Here is a 16,079-nt window from a genome sequence, read left to right as displayed (position 1 = left end):
GTGCGGAGTCCCGCCCTGTGTTGCGTGTCTCACAGACTCAGATCTTGCCGACCAGGTCCAGGGACGGAGCCAGAGTGGCCTCGCCTTCTTTCCACTTGGCTGGGCAAACTTCGCCTGGGTGAGCAGCAACGTACTGAGCAGCCTTGATCTTGCGCAGCAGCTCGGAAGCGTCACGGCCAACGCCGCCATCGTTCAGTTCAACGATTTTGATCTGGCCTTCAGGGTTGATCACGAAGGTGCCACGGTCAGCCAGACCAGCTTCTTCGATCAGCACGTCGAAGTTGCGGGAGATGACGTGGGTCGGGTCGCCGATCATGGTGTATTCGATTTTGCCGATGGCTGGCGAAGTGTTGTGCCAGGCAGCGTGGGCAAAGTGGGTGTCGGTCGAAACGCTGTAGATTTCCACGCCCAGTTTCTGGAACGCAGCGTAGTTGTCGGCCAGGTCTTCCAGCTCGGTTGGGCACACGAAGGTGAAGTCGGCTGGGTAGAAGAACACTACGGACCATTTGCCTTTCAGGTCAGCGTCCGAGACTTGTACGAAGTCGCCGTTTTTGAATGCGGTAGCTTTGAACGGTTTTACTTGGCTGTTGATGATAGGCATTGATGACTCTCCGTCAGGGTTGTGAATTCGATGGGTGAATCCTACCCACTCACTCGACGGATGGCTCATTGGCAAACCTGATGCTGCTGATTTGTTTTCGCTATTAGCTGACTGTATTAATAGAAGAAAACCATATCTACGACGAAGCCGGCTTATCCGTAATCCGAGCCATCCCGTGAAAGGGGCTCGCTTCAACATAGCGCATAGCTGACTTCATATCCTTCCAGCCGACATAGCTCATCAAGGATTTCAGATCCCAGCCACTTTGATGCGCCCAGGTGGCAAAGCCGCGACGCAGGGAATGGCTGGTGTAGCGCTCGGCCGGGATGCCGGCGCGCTCCAGCGCCTGACGCAGTAATGGAATGACACTGTTGGCGTGCAAGCCCTCCTCGCTCAGATGTCCCCAGCGGTCGATGCCGCGAAACACCGGACCGCGTACCAGCGCCGCCTCGGTGATCCAGTCGATATAAGCCTGCACCGGGCACAGCTTGAGCAGCGCCGGTGCCTGATAGGTCTGCCCGAGGTTCTCGCGGTCGCCCTTGCTGCGCGGCAGGTACAGGGTGATGCCGCTGCCGGCGTGCGCTTGCACATGCTCGATCTGCAAACGGCACAGCTCATCGCTGCGAAAGCCGCGCCAGAAACCCAGCAGGATCAGCGCCCGGTCGCGACAGGCCTTGAGCAACTGCGGGCGATCTTGCTGCTGCCGCGCACTGCGGACTTCCTGTTCAAGCCAGTCGACCACTTGCTGCAGATCGTGCAATTGCAGCGGCTCGGCCTGTTTTTCCTGCGCCGGATGCAGTGCGCGAATGCCTTTGAAGACCTTGCGCACCACTGGCGCCTTGGTTGGGTCGGCAAAACCCTGACTGTTGTGCCACTGCGCCAGCGCCGACAAACGCAGCTTCAGCGTATTGATCGACAGCACGCCAGCATGCTCGACCAGATAACGCGCAACGCTATCGGCCGTCGCCGGCAGGAATCCACCCCACTTGACTTCAAAGTGTTCAATCGCCGAACGATAGCTGCGGCGGGTGTTGTCACGGGTGGCGGCTTGCAGATAGCGATCAATCTCGCTCATGGACAGTGTTCTCGCTGGCGTACTGATTCAGGGCGCAAAAAAGCAATTTAATCACCTGACATTGGGTAATACCAGTATATCCCGCCTGTGAATAATCAAGCATTTAACTTTATTTTCAGCGTGGTACACTGCGTACTTTGGTGGCATGTACCACAGTACGAAACGGTAGGAATTCACATGGCCCGTGGCGGCGTAAATAAGGCAGTGGTGCAGATCGCGCGCGCAGCGATTCTGGCCCGAGGCGAACACCCCAGCATCGATGCAGTACGCATCGAACTGGGCAACACCGGTTCGAAAACCACGATCCATCGCTATCTGAAAGAGCTGGATGACGGCAGCCAACCGGTCGAAGCGTCCGCGGAACCGATCAACGATGAGCTGACGGCGCTGGTCTCACGCCTCGCCCAGCGCCTGAAAGAACAGGCACAAGAGCCCATCGAGCAAGCGCGCGAGCAGTTCGAAGAGCAGCGTGAAACGCTGGAAGCGGAACTCAAACAGGTACGCCAGGCACTCGAACAACTGGAGCATCAGCACGACATCCAGGGCGCAGCACTGGCCCGGGAGTCCGAGGCGTTGAAAGAAACCCGCTCGATGCTGCAGACCGAGCAAACCCGCAACGCCGGACTCAATCAGGCACTGGCCGACTTCGAGTTGCGCCTGCAAGACAAGGACGAGCAGATCCGCTCGCTGGAAGAAAAACATCTGCACGCCCGCGATGCTCTCGAACATTATCGCAATGCCACAAAAGAGCAGCGCGAGCAGGAACAGGCACGTCACGAAGGCCAGCTTCAGCAATTGCAGATGGAGCTACGTCAGGCGCAACAAAGTGCGCTGGTGCGTCAGGACGAGATCACCCAGCTGCACCGCGACAACGAACGTCTGCTCACGGAAAACCGTGGAACTCAGCGCGAACTGAGCCTGATGCAGGATCAGCTCAAGCACAGCAACCAGCGTCAGGATCAGTTGCTGGAGCAAGCCACTCGCGTCGACAACGAACGCACCCTCCTCCAGGAACGCCTGCGCGTGGCCCTGCTGGAAAGTCAGACGCTGAAACAGGATGCCGACGAACAGCGGCAGCTCAATCAGTCACTGGAAAAGGAACTGACCAAGACTCAGGCCAGCCTCGAGGACAGCTTGCGTCTGGCGGCTACCGTTGCGGCAGCGCCAGACACAGCCAAGGCGAAAGACGCTTAAGCGCCGACCGGCGTACGCATAGTGACGAACTCTTCGGCGGCCGTCGGGTGCACCCCGATTGTGTCGTCGAAGTCACGCTTGGTCGCGCCAGCCTTCAGCGCGATCGCCAAGCCTTGGACGATCTCCCCCGCGTCCGGGCCGACCATGTGGCAACCGAGGACTTTGTCGGTCTTGCCGTCGACCACCAGTTTCATCAGGGTTTTCTCCTGACATTCGGTCAGCGTCAGCTTCATCGGACGGAAGCGGCTCTCGAAAATCACCACTTCGTGGCCCGCTTCCCGCGCTTCCTCTTCGGTCAGGCCGACAGTGCCGATGTTCGGCAGACTGAACACCGCCGTCGGGATCATCTTGTAATCCACTGGACGATATTGCTCCGGCTTGAACAAGCGCCGCGCCACCGCCATGCCTTCGGCCAGTGCAACCGGCGTCAGTTGCACGCGACCGATGACGTCACCCAACGCCAGAATCGATGGTTCACTGGTCTGATACTGCTCGTCGACCTTGATAAAGCCCTTGTCTGTCAGCTGCACATCAGTGTTTTCCAGGCCCAGATTGTCCAACATCGGACGGCGGCCCGTGGCGTAGAACACGCAGTCGGCTTCCAGTACGCGGCCATCCTTGAGGGTCGCCTTGAGGCTACCGTCAGGCTGCTTGTCGATGCGCGCGATGTCGGCGTTGAATTGCAGATCCATACCGCGCTTGGTCAGCTCTTCCTGCAAATGCTTGCGCACCGAACCATCGAACCCACGCAGGAACAGATCACCGCGATACAGCAGCGTAGTGTTCGCGCCCAGGCCGTGGAAAATCCCGGCAAACTCGACCGCGATGTAACCACCACCGACCACCAGTACCCGTTTCGGCAGCTCTTTGAGGAAGAACGCCTGATTGGAACTGATCGCGTGTTCGTGCCCCGGAATCTCCGGAATCTGCGGCCAGCCACCCGTAGCGATCAGGATGTTCTTCGCGGTAAAGCGCTCACCGTTGACCTCGACCTCATGCGGACCGACGATTTTCGCGTGGGCTTCGTGCAGGGTCACGCCGCTGTTGACCAGCAAGTTGCGATAAATGCCGTTGAGGCGATTGATCTCGCGGTCTTTGTTGGCGATCAGGGTCGCCCAGTCGAAATTGGCTTCACCCAGACTCCAGCCGAAACCGGACGACTGTTCGAAGTCTTCGGCGAAATGCGCGCCGTACACCAGCAGTTTCTTCGGCACGCAGCCGACGTTGACGCAGGTACCGCCCAGATAACGACTCTCGGCCACCGCCACTTTCGCGCCGAAACCGGCCGCGAAGCGCGCTGCACGTACACCGCCGGAACCGGCACCAATCACATAAAGGTCAAAATCGTAGGCCATTGCTATCTCCTCGGCAGGCCAACAGCATACCCGCCGCCGTCCATTGGGCAAGCGCCGTGAGCAGCTTTTCGCCCGTCTCGGCGAAGTCGGGAAATATCTCCAAATAATAATATTTCTTGTTTGATACTAAATCGTCGGGCTGCACCTCGTCTTTGAACCAACGGATTTTTTCCCTCGAAGACAAGGAGTCTGCTGCGATGTTCGCGCCCATTACCCGTTCCATGACCCTGACTGTCGGCTTGTTCAGCATGGCGTTGAGTCCCGATCTGCTGGCTGAAACCGACCCTGAAACAGCGCCACAATCCGCCGCCCAGGCGCTGGAACTGGACGCCACCAGCGTCAGCGCCGAAGGCCTCGGCGTTAACACTGAAAACACTGATTCCTACACCACTGGCGCGATGAGCACCGCGACGCGGCTGAACCTGTCGATCAAGGAAACCCCGCAATCGGTGTCCGTGGTCACGCGCCAGCAGATGGATGATTTCAAGCTCGGTACCTTGTCCGAAGCCATGCGCCAGACCACCGGCATCGTCGTGCAACACAACGACTCGGACCGAGTCAGCTATTCGGCGCGGGGTTACCCGATCAACAATTTCCAGATCGACGGCATGCTCAACACCTTCGGGCGCATGAAGTCGGATTCGGACACCATCATCTACGACCGCATCGAAGTGGTCCGCGGCGCGACCGGCCTTACCACCGGCGCCGGTGATCCCTCCGCCACCATCAACATGGTGCGCAAACGCCCGACTGCCCAGTGGCAGGCACTGGCCGGGGTCAGCGGTGGCAGCTATGACAACTATTACAGCTATGTCGATGTTGGTGGGCCGCTGGCTTTCGACGGCCGGCTGCGCGGGCGCACGGTGCTGGCCTATCGTGACAGCCAGTCGTTCCGTGACAAATACGCGCTGCAACGCGAGGTCGGCTACGGCATTCTCGAGGCTGATCTGACCGACTCCACGGTGCTTGCCGTCGGTTACGACTATCAGGACAAGCAGGTACAAGGCACCTCCTGGGGCACCGTGCCGTACTGGAACGCCGACGGCAGCAAGGCGGGTCTTGGCCGGTCAACGAACATGGCGACCTCCTGGAGTTCCTGGCCGCTGAAGGACAAGACCGCGTTCGTTACCCTGGACCAGCAATTGGGTAATGGCTGGAAGCTGAAGGCCGCCTACACCCACCGCGAAAGTGATACCGACGGCAAGGTCTATTACGGCGGCTCCGGTTTTCCCGAGGCCGACCGCAGCGGCATGACGGCCTACATGGGGCACATGCTCGGCACGCAGAAAATGAGCGTGTACGACTTCAACCTGTCAGGGCCGTACCAGCTGTTCGGCCGCGAACACGAGATGATGTTCGGCTACGGCGAGGCGGAAAACCGCTCGACTTCGCCCTACGCCTTCAACAGCCCCCAAGCCGCCGACTACGGCAAGATCCGCGACTGGAAATACATGGGTGACATCGGCAAATTCGCCGACACCGTTACCGGCCTGCCGGGCGCGCGAGGCATCACTCGGCAAAAGGCCGGTTACCTCGCGACCCGCCTGAGCCTGACCGATGAGCTGCATGCCGTCATCGGCAGCCGCTATGGCAGTTGGGACGAATCCAGCACCGATTACTACTATGAGGCGCAGCAAAAACTGAGCAGCACCGATGCCACCCATCAGCGTCAGAACGATATCTGGACGCCCTACGCCGGCCTTCTTTATGACCTGACGCCGGAGTACACGGCTTACGTGAGCTACACCGACATTTTCAAACCGCAGAGTAAACGCGACAGCAACCGCAATTACCTCGACCCCGTGGTTGGCAGCAACTACGAAGTCGGGCTCAAGGGCAGCCTGCTCGACGAACGCCTGAACCTGGCAACGGCAGTGTTCTGGAGCAAACAGGACAACGTCGCCGAGCGCGACAACTCGGTGCCCCCAGACCCGGTGAGCGGCGAGGAGTTTTTCAAGTCCGGCGGCAAGGGCAACAAGGTCAATGGCTTCGAGGCCGAAGTGTCCGGGGAAATTCTCAGCGGCTGGAACATGACCGCCGGGTACACCTACACCCATTCCGTCGACGGTGAAAAACAGCGCAGCAACACTGCTCAACCGCTGAACATGCTGCGGCTGTCCACGGCCTATCGCTTGCCGGGCAACTGGCACGCACTGACTGTCGGTGGCGCGGTGAACTGGCAGAGCGACGTCTATGGCGCGGCCAACCGCCCGATTGGGCGCGGCGCCAACGGCCGAATCATCACCGAACCGGCGCGGATCAATCAGCAGGCCTACAGCGTGGTCAAGCTGATGTCGCGTTATGAATTCGACAAGCACCTGTCGGCATCGCTGAACGTCGATAACCTGTTCGACAAGAAGTATTACGACAACGTCGGCTTCTACAACGGCGTGTACTGGGGCGACCCGCGCACGGTAACGCTGAGCCTGGACTGGAAGCTCTGACCAATCCAATCCAATCCAATCAAACCAAACCCTGTGGTGAGGGGATTCATCCCCGATGGGTCGCGAAGCGGCCCCACGCTCGAGGTGACGCACAATGCGTCACCCAATCCCCTCACCACCGCCGTTAACCCCGAGTTAATGCCGTGCCGGGACACTGTGCCCCGAGATCTGCTTCATGGACGAACGGCTCCCACGTTTTTCAGTAGGAGACACCATGAAAACCACCACCGCCATTCTTGCCGGGCTACTCGCCCTCGGTTCCGCCAGCGCCTTTGCCGAGGGCGGCGCCGAACGCATGCGGCATTACTACGACAACTTCCCGGTCCACCACGCGCCAAGCGAACAGCCGACCGATAGCAAAACAGCGGAACTGCAGGTTCCGAACGATCAGACCGCGCAAGTCACCGAGTCTTATCGCGACTGATTCACCGAGCAACCGATGGACCTCCGATGGCTCCGCTCTGGCCTCGGAGACGACAGTTGGGCGCCCTGTGCGGGGCGCCTTTTTTTATGCCTGCAGATCCTTGATCCAGAACAGCATGCGGCCATGTTCCGGGTCGAACATGCCGGGGGCGAAGCCGAACTTTTGATAGGCGTTCTGCGCCACCGCATTGCCTTCGAGCACTTCCAGGGTGATCTTGCAGCAGCCGCGCTGGCGGGAAATCTCCTCGACCTTGCGCAGCATTTTCTGGCTCAGCCCGAGGCCGCGAAATTTCGCCAGCACTGACACATCGTGAACATTGACCAGCGGTTTGCAGGCAAACGTCGAGAACCCTTCGAAGCAGTTCACCAGCCCTGCCGGCTCACCACCGACGAACGCCAGCACGCTGAACGCGTGGGGCCGGCGGGCCAGCTCTTCAGGTAGACGACGCAGCAGCTCGGGGGCAATCGGCTGACCGCCGCCCATCGGATCTTCTGCGTAGTGATTGAGCACAATGCCGATGGCTTCGGCGTGCAGTGGATTGGTGTAGCTGGCTTGCAGCACAAGTATTTCTGCGGAATCCATTTCCATCCCCGATCAAAGCCCCGGCGTGCAAGGTGCGCACCTGAAAGGCACCTCGACCTTAACGCGAGGCTGCCTGGGTCACAACCGGAGAAACGCTGATAGCAAACGCCTGCAGGAGCTGCCGCAGGCTGCGATCTTTTGATTTTCCAGCGTCAGCGCCCCCAGATCAGCTCCTCGGTCCAACCCAGTTCGGCAAAATCCTGAGCACGCAGGCCGCTCTCGCCAGCACAGAAAAACTCATCCAGCTGCGGCGGTTTCACCGTGGTCGCGCTGAGCATCGCGTGCACCTGCCCACGATGATGAATCTGGTGCTCGAACAGGTGCGACAGCATACGCAAGCGACTGTCATGCTGCGGCGTTTCCCGGGCGATGGTGACGATCCGCCCCAGATCGGCATCGCGCAGTTGCTCACAATAAGCGATCAACCGACGGTCCACGTGCGCCTGCTCTTCACGCAGCGCAGAGGCCTCGGTAAACGGCTCGTCACGGTTGAAAAACACATAGCAGTCGGGATGCGGCTCGTCACCGCGCAACTCGCGTTCCAGCGCGTCGACGTAGAACCAGTCGCACGTCAGGATGTGATTGAGGGTGAGGCGGATACTCGGAAAGAAGCTCGTTCGCGGCGCCGCCAGCTCAGTGGCGTCGAGCTGATTCCAGGCTTTGCCGAGGCGGTGATTGGCCCACGCGTTCTGGTAGGCCATGGTCAGTAAATGATGCGACAGCGGTTGGCTCATGTTCGCGCCCTCTTCGCTCAGGATTCGGCAAAACGCAGCAGCTGCATCTCCTGCAATCGGCTGAGGGTGCGCCGGAACGGGAATTCCAGATAACCCTCGGTGTACAGCGCCTCCATCGGCACCTGCGCCTCGATGTACAGCGGGACTTTACGGTCGTAACACTCGTCGACCAAGGCAATGAAGCGACGCACGCCGTCGTCGTGCACCGACAGTTGCGGCAACTCACGGTCACCGGCCACCACCTGCGCCGAGCCGTCCTCGGTGCCGCGAGCGATGCGCCCTTCGCGTTTCTGTGCGCTGAGGTTCGGCACATCGCTCAACAGAATAGCCCGATAGCGATCACACAGCGCGATGAAGTCCATCGCGGCGAACGGTTGCTCGCAGAGATCGGTATAGCGGCACCAGAGCACCGATTCGCTGGCCTGCACCACGTTCAACAGGCGATGGCCGACGGGCACTGGCTTGTTGCTGGCGGGCTGCCCGGCGTTGAGCGACTGGAAGACCTGCTGCAGCGCGCTGTCCTGCCCCGGCGCAACGACAAAATACCGCTGCAGACCTGCACCCGGATGCAGGCGATGATCCTCGGCACCGTTCACCGCCACCACTTGCATGTGCGCCTTGATCGCGGCAATCGCCGGGACAAACCGGTCACGGTTGAAGCCGTCGGCATACAGCTCATCCGGCGGCAAGTTGGAGGTGCAGACCACCACCACGCCTTCGTCGAACATCACCTGAAACAGGCGTCCGAGGATGATCGCGTCGCCGATGTCGTTGACGAACAGCTCATCGAAACACAGCACCCGCACTTGCGCCGCCAGCTCTTTTGCCAGCGCTCGCAGCGGATCGGCGATCCCGGTCAACTGGAATGAGCGCTGGTGCACCCAGCCCATGAAATGATGAAAGTGCTGCCGTCGGGCCGGCACCCGCAGGCTCTGATAGAACTGATCCATCAACCAGGTCTTGCCACGCCCGACCGGGCCCCACAAATACACGCCGGCGACCGAACGGGCACCGGCATGCAAGGCTTCATGGCATTTTTGCAGCGCCCAGACCGCATGCTCCTGGGCTTCATCCTGGATGAAACCCTTGTGCTCGATCGCGTGTTGCCAGGCGCTTAAAGGAGAGTCGAAAGTCATGCGCGGCAGTATATATCCCTGCAGGAGCTGTCGAGTGTAATGAGGCTGCGATCTTTTGATTTTGTTTTAAAGATCAAAAGATCGCAGCCTTCGGCAGCTCCTACACAGGGGTTGTGGGTGTCAGCGGTCGACTTTATGTCGGGCGGCGTAGAGGCAGAGCATTTCCATGGCCAGGGTTGCCGCTGCCAGTGACGTCACGTCCGCATGATCATAGGCCGGTGCCACTTCCACCACGTCCATGCCCACCAGATTGATTCCGCGCAAGCCGCCGAGGATTTCCAGCGCCTGCACCGTGCTCAACCCGCCACACACCGGAGTGCCGGTGCCCGGGGCAAAGGCCGGATCGAGGCAGTCGATATCGAACGTCAGATACACCGGGTGGTCGCCAACCCGTGCGCGAATTGCCTCGACAATCGCCTCGCAGCCCCGCCGATGTACCTGACGTGCATCAAGCACGGCAAAGCCCTGATGATCGTCATTGGTGGTGCGCAAACCGATCTGCACCGAGCGCGCCGGATCGACCAAGCCCTCCTTGGCCGCATGCCAGAACATGGTGCCGTGATCGACACGTTTGCCGCCCTCGTCCGGCCAGGTGTCGCTGTGCGCATCGAAGTGGATCAGCGACAGCGCGCCGTGTTTGCGGGCATGGGCCTTGAGCAGCGGATAGGTAATGAAGTGGTCGCCACCAAAGGTCAGCATCGCACTGCCGGAATCAAGAATGCGCTCGGCATGCGCCTCGATGCTTTCCGGAATGGTGTGCGGCGAGCCGTAATCGAAGTCGCAATCGCCGTAGTCGATCACCGCCAGATGATCGAACGGATCGAACGCCCACGGCCAGTGGCGTTCCCAGGCGATCCCGGTGGACGCGGCGCGAATCCCCCGTGGCCCGAAGCGTGCACCCGGGCGATTGCTGGTGGCGGTGTCGAACGGCACCCCGCTGACCGCCACGTCGACGCCGCGCAAATCACGGCTGTAGCGGCGACGCATGAAACTGGTGATCCCGGCGTAAGTGCTTTCGGCGGCAGTCCCGTACAGGCTGTCACGGGTCATGGCTTGGTCGTTGAGCATCGGCACGTCCATCGGTGTGCTCCTTTGATTATTGATGGCTACGGAAAGTGGTCCACAGACGCGTGCGCTGACGCATGTCCTTGAGGCTCATGCTGCGGTCGGCGTACAAGCGCTCGCGCATTTCGGCGGGTGGATAGATGTCCGGATCATTGCGCACCGCCTCGTCCACCAGCGGCGTTGCAGCCTGATTGGCGGTGGCGAAAAACAGCGTGTTGGTCAGCTCGGCGACCGATTCGGGGCGCAGCATGAATTCGATGAACGCCCGCGCCGCCTGCGGGTTCGGCGCGTCCTTGGGAATCGCCAGGTTGTCCTGCCAGATCAACGTGCCTTCGCGCGGAATCCGGTAAGCGACCTCGTACGGTTTGCTGGCCTTGTGCGCCTGATCGGCTGCCATGCTCACATCGCCGTTGTAGGTCAGCGCCAGGCATACGCTGCCATTGGCCAAATCGTTGATCTGCCGGCCGGTGGCGACGTACAGCACTGACGGCTGGAGTTTCTGCAACAAGGCTTCGGCGGCGGCCAGATCATTTTTGTCGGTGCTGTAGGGATCCTTCCCGAGGTAATGCAGCGCCAGACCAATGACCTCCTGCGGCGAATCGAGCACAGCAATTCCGCAGTCCTTGAGTTTGCTCGCGTACTCGGGTTTGAACAGCAGGTCGAGGCTGTTCAGCGGCACGTCCGGCAAGCGCTTTTTCACCGCCTCGACGTTCAGCCCCAACCCGAGTGTGCCCCAGGTATAAGGCACGGCGTAGCGATTACCGGGATCGACGGCGGCAAGTTTTTCCAGCAGATCGGGATCAAGGTTGGCGTAACCCTTGAGGCCCTCATGGGGAATTTCCTTCAGCGCGCCCGCCGCCAAGCCACGGGCCAGCACGCTGGACGACGGCACCACCACGTCATAACCGCTGCCACCGGTCAGCAGTTTGGTTTCCAACACCTCGGACGTATCGAAGGTGTCGTAGCGCACATGAATGCCGGTCTCCTGCTCGAAACGCTGCAGCGTCTGCGCCGGCACGTAATCGGCCCAGCTGTAGAGATTGAGGGCCTTGTCCTCGGCCTGTGCCTGGATGACCACGGACAACAACAGCGCGGGAAAACATAGCTTGAATACGGGAGCCATGACGAACACCTGACCGGAGGAAGTGGTGGCAGGATGCGCCGTCGGATACATTGCAGAAATACCAAGTTTGTTAACCTGACTTTATCCGGGAGTAATGTGATGCTCGGTCAGCTTCACGACGTCGACCTGCAGTTGCTGCGCCTGTTTGTGCGGGTCGTGGAATGTGGCGGCTTCAGCGCGGCGCAAGGTGAGCTGGGCCTGAGCCAGTCGAGCATCAGCCAGCAAATGGCCAAGCTGGAAACCCGCCTCGGTTATCGTCTGTGCAGCCGGGGCAAGGGTGGGTTCAGCGTGACGCCCAAGGGCGAGCAAATGCTGATCGCGATTCGCACGCTGTTTGCATCCATCGAGACCTTCCGCCATCAATCCAACGGCGTCGCTGGACGGTTGATCGGTGAGGTGCGGCTGGGCCTTTCCGAAGCCGTCGATCAGTCGGTGCTGCTGCGGGTGGCGGATGCAATCCGGCGCTTTCGCGAACGCGACGAGTCGGTGCGCATCGAGTTGATCAGCGCGATGCCCGGGGAGATGGAGCGCCTGCTGCTGCAACAGCGGCTGGACCTGGCCATCGGTTATTTCTCACAGGTGCAGAGCGCTTTCGATTACCGCGAACTGTTCCAGGAAACCCAGCATTTGTATTGCGCGCAGGGGCATCCACTGTTCAGCATCGATGCGCCGGATGACGAGGCGTTGCAAGCCTGCGACCGGGTCGATCATCCGTATCGGTTCATGCGCCGTGGCGAGCCGTTTGCGGACCAGCGCTGTTCCGCGCGTTCGGAGCAGGTCGAAGGTACCCTCGCGTTCATTCTTTCCGGCAAGCACATCGATTATTTGCCCGATCACTATGCGCGGGTCTGGGAGGACAAGGGACTGCTGCGCGCGCTGCGGCCTGGGGAACTGAGTTTCGAAGTGGCGTTTCATCTGGCCCGGCACCGCGCACAGGTACCGGGGGATGCGCAGAAGGCGTTTGAGGAGGATTTGCTCGCCGCCTTTGTTTGAAGATCAAAAGATCGCAGCCTTCGGCAGCTCCTACATTTTGCATTCCTGTAGGAGCTGCCGAAGGCTGCGATCTTTTGATTTAAGGGAAAATCCTCCTCAAACCCAATAAAACCTGACCTTTCAGGCAATTTTTGCTCGTTGCCCTCGCCGCCCGCTTCCGGCATCCTGCGCCTCCATTTTCTGACCCGGCCCCGCCTCACGGCGCGCAAAACACCATGACCGCCTCTGAAAAAGTCCCGCGCAACAACGATCTGATCTACGGCCTCAACGACCGACCGCACTTGACCGCCACGGTGTTCGCCGCACTGCAACACGTGCTCGCGAGCTTCGTCGGCATCATTACCCCGACCCTGATCATGGGCGGCGCCCTGGGCCTGCAAAGTGAAATTCCTTACCTGATCAGCATGGCGCTGTTCGTCTCGGGCCTCGGCACGTTCGTTCAAGCCAAGCGTTTCGGCCCAGTGGGTTCCGGTCTGCTGTGCCTGCAAGGCACCAGTTTTTCCTTTATCAGTGTGATTCTCAGCGCCGGTTTCATGGTCAAGGCACGTGGCGGCGGTACCGATGAAATTCTCTCGACCATTTTCGGTGTGTGCTTCTTCGCGGCATTCATCGAAGTGGTGCTCAGTCAGTTCATCGGCAAGCTCAGGATGCTGATCACTCCGGTGGTCACCGGCACCATCATCACGTTAATGGGCCTGTCGCTGATCAAAGTGGCGATGACCGACATCGCCGGCGGTTTCGGCGCGCCTGATCTGGGCGCGGCCAGCCATGTGTTCCTGGCCGCTTTGGTGATCGGCACCATCGTTGTGCTGAACCGCGTCGACGTGCCGTTTCTGCGCCTAGGCGCCATCGTCATCGGCCTGACCCTCGGCTACGTGGTCGCGTGGCTGATGGGCACCGTGGATTTCGCCTCAATGCCCGAAGTGCCGCTGGTCAGCGTGCCGGTGCCGTTCAAGTACGGCTTCAATTTCGATTGGGTGGCGTTCGTGCCGGTGGCGGTGATCTTCCTGGTTTCGCCACTGGAAGCCGCTGGCGACCTGACCGCCAACTCGATGATTTCGCGGCAACCGGTCAAAGGCCCGCTGTACATTCGCCGGATCAAGTCCGGCCTGCTCGCCGATGGCCTCAATTCGGCGATGGCTGCAGTGTTCAACAGCATGCCGATGGTGACCTTCGCGCAGAACAACGGCGTGATCCAGTTGACCGGCGTCGCCAGCCGCTACGTGGCGTTCTTCATCGCCGGCCTGTTGGTGCTGCTGGGGCTGTTCCCGATGATCGGCGCGGTGCTGCAACTGATGCCCAAACCGGTGCTCGGTGGCGCCGAACTGGTGATGTTCGGCACTGTGGCCGTGGCCGGGATCAAGATCCTCGCCGAGGCCGGCCTGCATCGGCGCAACATGCTGATCGTGGCGATCTCCGTGGGCATGGGCCTGGGCATCGCCGCCGTGCCGGAAGTGCTGCGCGAGTTGCCGCAAGCGCTGCGTAACATCTTCGAATCGCCGATCACCGTCGGTGCGTTGTGCGCTATCGTGCTGAATATCTTCCTGCCGGAAGAATTCATTGAGCTGGAAGAAGACGATTTCGATCCGGAAGCGTCGATTCTGCAGGTCATGGAAAACCCCGATCTGCCGGCCAAAGCTGAACCTGCAAGCGCAGCGGCGGTCGCACAGTTGAACCGCTGACGCGACGCCATGAAAAAAGGGCTGAACCGGCAACGGTTCAGCCCTTTTCGTTGAGAGACTGTTTATGCGCCGCGTCCACGCCGTCATCCTGTCCCTGCTGCTGTTGTCCCTGAGCGCGTGCGCGCTGTTTCCCAACCGAGACCCGGTGAACATCAACGTGGTCGGCCTCGAACCGTTGCCGAGCCAGGATCTGGAAGTGCGCTTCGCGATCAAGTTACGGGTGCAGAACCCCAATGAAACGGCCATCGATTACAACGGTATCGCCCTGGATCTGGAGGTCAATGGCCGTCCCCTGGCCTCGGGCGTCAGTGATCAGACCGGCTCGATCCCGCGCTTCTCGGAAACCGCGGTCAGCGTGCCGGTCAGCGTTTCCGCGTTCTCGGTACTGCGCCAGACCCTCGGCCTGAGCCAGACACAAACCCTCGACAACCTGCCCTACGTACTGCGCGGCAAACTCGCGGGCGGGGTGTTCGGCACCCTGCGTTTTGTCGACAGTGGCAAGCTGAGTTTGCCAAAGGCCACTGCTGCGACGTGGTAAATGCACAATTTTGAAACCGCTCATAAATACCTGTGAGAGCTGGCTTGCCAGCGATAGGGTCGCGTCAGCCAACATCGTCGTTGCTGACAGTCCGCCATCGCTGGCAAGCCAGCTCCCACAGTTTTTTCAATCAGCCCGACGTTATGCGGTGAACCGCACGCCGGGTTTGGCGCGTTCATCAACCGACAGCTCAAACACATCCGGCCGCGCATAGTGGCCAACCACGTCGTAGTCATAGCGCGCCCGAACCAGCTCATCAGTATCGATCTCAGCCGTCAGCAACCCCGTCTCGCCACGTAGCGGACCTGCCAGCACATCGCCCATCGGCCCGACAATCACACTGCCGCCGGCAATCAACGGCCGATCCGCCGGCCAGTTGGCAATCTCCACGCCCAGCGCATTTGGCGAAGCCTGCACTTGACAGGCACTGACCACAAAGCAACGGCCCTCATGGGCGATGTGGCGCATGCTGACCTGCCACATCTCGCGCTCGTCCACGGTCGGCGCGCACCAGACCTCAATGCCTTTGGCGTACATCGCCGTGCGCAGCAGCGGCATCATGTTTTCCCAGCACACCACCGCACCGAGTTTGCCGACCTGCGTGTCGAGTACCGGCAGCGTCGAGCCGTCGCCCTTGCCCCAGATCAGTCGCTCGGTGCCAGTCGGCATCAGTTTGCGATGCTTGGCCACCAGCCCTGCCTGCGGGTCGAAATACAGCGCCGTGCAATACAACGTGCTGCCGGCACGCTCGATCACGCCGATCACCAGATTGGCCCCGGTGCGTGCCGACAAACCGGCCAGTGCTTCAGTTTCTGCCCCCGGCACGTCAATGGCGTTCGCGAAATAGCGTGCAAAGGCCTCGCGCCCCTCGGGCAGGCGATAGCCCAACTGAGTGCCAAAGCCCTCGCCTTTCGGATAGCCACCGAGCAACGCTTCCGGCATGACCACCAACGCCGCGCCGGACTCGCTGATCGCATCTTCCCAGCTGAGGATCTGTTCCAGGGTTTCACCCTTGCCACCGGGCAAGGCGCCAATCTGCAGGGCGGCGACGATTGATTTGGGCATTGCAGTCACTCCATCAGGTTCAAGTGTTGCCGATTCTGCGGCGGCGCGGGATCATGAATAAAGACCGA

At 60.5% G+C, this 16,079-nt stretch carries 16 protein-coding genes; 6 read left to right on the top strand and 10 right to left on the bottom strand.

What is annotated here, in order from left to right; genetic code table 11:
* Positions 1-37: 37 nt before the first annotated feature.
* Complete coding sequence (gene ahpC, locus ACYZUM_RS09550; RefSeq protein WP_003224621.1) at positions 38-601, bottom strand: alkyl hydroperoxide reductase subunit C; 564 nt, start codon at positions 599-601, stop codon at positions 38-40.
* 136 nt (positions 602-737) lie between these two features.
* Positions 738-1,676, bottom strand: coding sequence for a site-specific integrase (locus ACYZUM_RS09545; protein ID WP_041067146.1), 939 nt, complete (start codon positions 1,674-1,676; stop codon positions 738-740).
* 177 nt (positions 1,677-1,853) lie between these two features.
* On the opposite strand from ACYZUM_RS09545, the gene ACYZUM_RS09540 reads away from it, so the two are divergent.
* Positions 1,854-2,870, top strand: a complete 1,017-nt coding sequence (locus ACYZUM_RS09540) for a DNA-binding protein (protein WP_108182641.1) — start codon at positions 1,854-1,856, stop codon at positions 2,868-2,870.
* On the opposite strand, the gene gorA is transcribed toward ACYZUM_RS09540, so the two are convergent.
* A complete protein-coding gene (gene gorA, locus ACYZUM_RS09535; protein WP_103521639.1) occupies positions 2,867-4,225 on the bottom strand; it encodes a glutathione-disulfide reductase in 1,359 nt (452 codons plus the stop codon). The two genes, ACYZUM_RS09540 and gorA, sit on opposite strands and share 4 nt — an antisense overlap.
* Positions 4,209-4,436 carry a hypothetical protein gene (locus ACYZUM_RS09530; RefSeq protein WP_108182640.1) on the bottom strand — a complete coding sequence of 76 codons (228 nt, stop codon included), beginning with the start codon at positions 4,434-4,436 and terminating at the stop codon, positions 4,209-4,211. Before ACYZUM_RS09530 ends, gorA begins: the two co-directional genes overlap by 17 nt.
* On the opposite strand from ACYZUM_RS09530, the gene ACYZUM_RS09525 reads away from it, so the two are divergent.
* The gene (locus tag ACYZUM_RS09525; protein WP_108182639.1) at positions 4,423-6,669 is read left to right on the top strand and encodes a TonB-dependent siderophore receptor; all 2,247 of its coding nucleotides are present in this window, start codon (positions 4,423-4,425) and stop codon (positions 6,667-6,669) included. The two genes, ACYZUM_RS09530 and ACYZUM_RS09525, sit on opposite strands and share 14 nt — an antisense overlap.
* A gap of 214 nt (positions 6,670-6,883) precedes the next feature.
* On the top strand, positions 6,884-7,093 hold the full coding sequence (locus ACYZUM_RS09520) for a hypothetical protein (protein WP_108182638.1): 210 nt from the start codon (positions 6,884-6,886) through the stop codon (positions 7,091-7,093).
* Between the two features lie 84 nt (positions 7,094-7,177).
* Here the strand turns inward: ACYZUM_RS09520 and ACYZUM_RS09515 are convergent, their stop codons facing one another.
* The 5 genes from ACYZUM_RS09515 to ACYZUM_RS09495 all read right to left on the bottom strand — a co-directional run bounded on the left by ACYZUM_RS09515 (position 7,178) and on the right by ACYZUM_RS09495 (position 11,733).
* The gene (locus ACYZUM_RS09515) at positions 7,178-7,675 is read right to left on the bottom strand and encodes a GNAT family N-acetyltransferase (RefSeq protein WP_041067176.1); all 498 of its coding nucleotides are present in this window, start codon (positions 7,673-7,675) and stop codon (positions 7,178-7,180) included.
* 152 nt (positions 7,676-7,827) lie between these two features.
* Positions 7,828-8,409: a DinB family protein gene (locus ACYZUM_RS09510; protein WP_108182637.1), complete on the bottom strand. Its 582-nt coding sequence runs from the start codon at positions 8,407-8,409 to the stop codon at positions 7,828-7,830.
* Positions 8,410-8,426: 17 nt separating this feature from the next.
* On the bottom strand, positions 8,427-9,545 hold the full coding sequence (gene zapE, locus ACYZUM_RS09505) for a cell division protein ZapE (RefSeq protein ID WP_108182636.1): 1,119 nt from the start codon (positions 9,543-9,545) through the stop codon (positions 8,427-8,429).
* A gap of 120 nt (positions 9,546-9,665) precedes the next feature.
* Positions 9,666-10,625: an agmatinase gene (gene speB, locus ACYZUM_RS09500; RefSeq protein ID WP_108182635.1), complete on the bottom strand. Its 960-nt coding sequence runs from the start codon at positions 10,623-10,625 to the stop codon at positions 9,666-9,668.
* Between the two features lie 16 nt (positions 10,626-10,641).
* Positions 10,642-11,733, bottom strand: a complete 1,092-nt coding sequence (locus ACYZUM_RS09495) for a polyamine ABC transporter substrate-binding protein (RefSeq protein ID WP_108184390.1) — start codon at positions 11,731-11,733, stop codon at positions 10,642-10,644.
* A 99-nt stretch (positions 11,734-11,832) separates the two neighbouring features.
* Between ACYZUM_RS09495 and ACYZUM_RS09490 the strand changes: the two genes are divergently transcribed.
* From ACYZUM_RS09490 to ACYZUM_RS09480, 3 genes are all read left to right on the top strand, one after another.
* Positions 11,833-12,726, top strand: a complete 894-nt coding sequence (locus ACYZUM_RS09490) for a LysR family transcriptional regulator (RefSeq protein WP_108182634.1) — start codon at positions 11,833-11,835, stop codon at positions 12,724-12,726.
* A gap of 215 nt (positions 12,727-12,941) precedes the next feature.
* Positions 12,942-14,408, top strand: coding sequence for a nucleobase:cation symporter-2 family protein (locus ACYZUM_RS09485; RefSeq protein WP_086791097.1), 1,467 nt, complete (start codon positions 12,942-12,944; stop codon positions 14,406-14,408).
* A 64-nt stretch (positions 14,409-14,472) separates the two neighbouring features.
* Positions 14,473-14,946 (top strand): LEA/WHy family protein, encoded by a 474-nt coding sequence (locus ACYZUM_RS09480; protein WP_108182633.1) that lies wholly within the window; start codon positions 14,473-14,475, stop codon positions 14,944-14,946.
* A gap of 141 nt (positions 14,947-15,087) precedes the next feature.
* On the opposite strand, the gene ACYZUM_RS09475 is transcribed toward ACYZUM_RS09480, so the two are convergent.
* Entirely contained in the window at positions 15,088-16,011 is a 924-nt protein-coding gene (locus tag ACYZUM_RS09475; RefSeq protein ID WP_108182632.1) for a carbon-nitrogen hydrolase family protein, read from the bottom strand.
* Positions 16,012-16,079 lie beyond the last annotated feature (68 nt).

Source organism: Pseudomonas sp. m6p, from assembly GCF_055760375.1.
The sequence above is the reverse complement of the archived record's forward strand: the minus strand, read 5'-3'. Positions and strand labels throughout refer to the sequence as shown.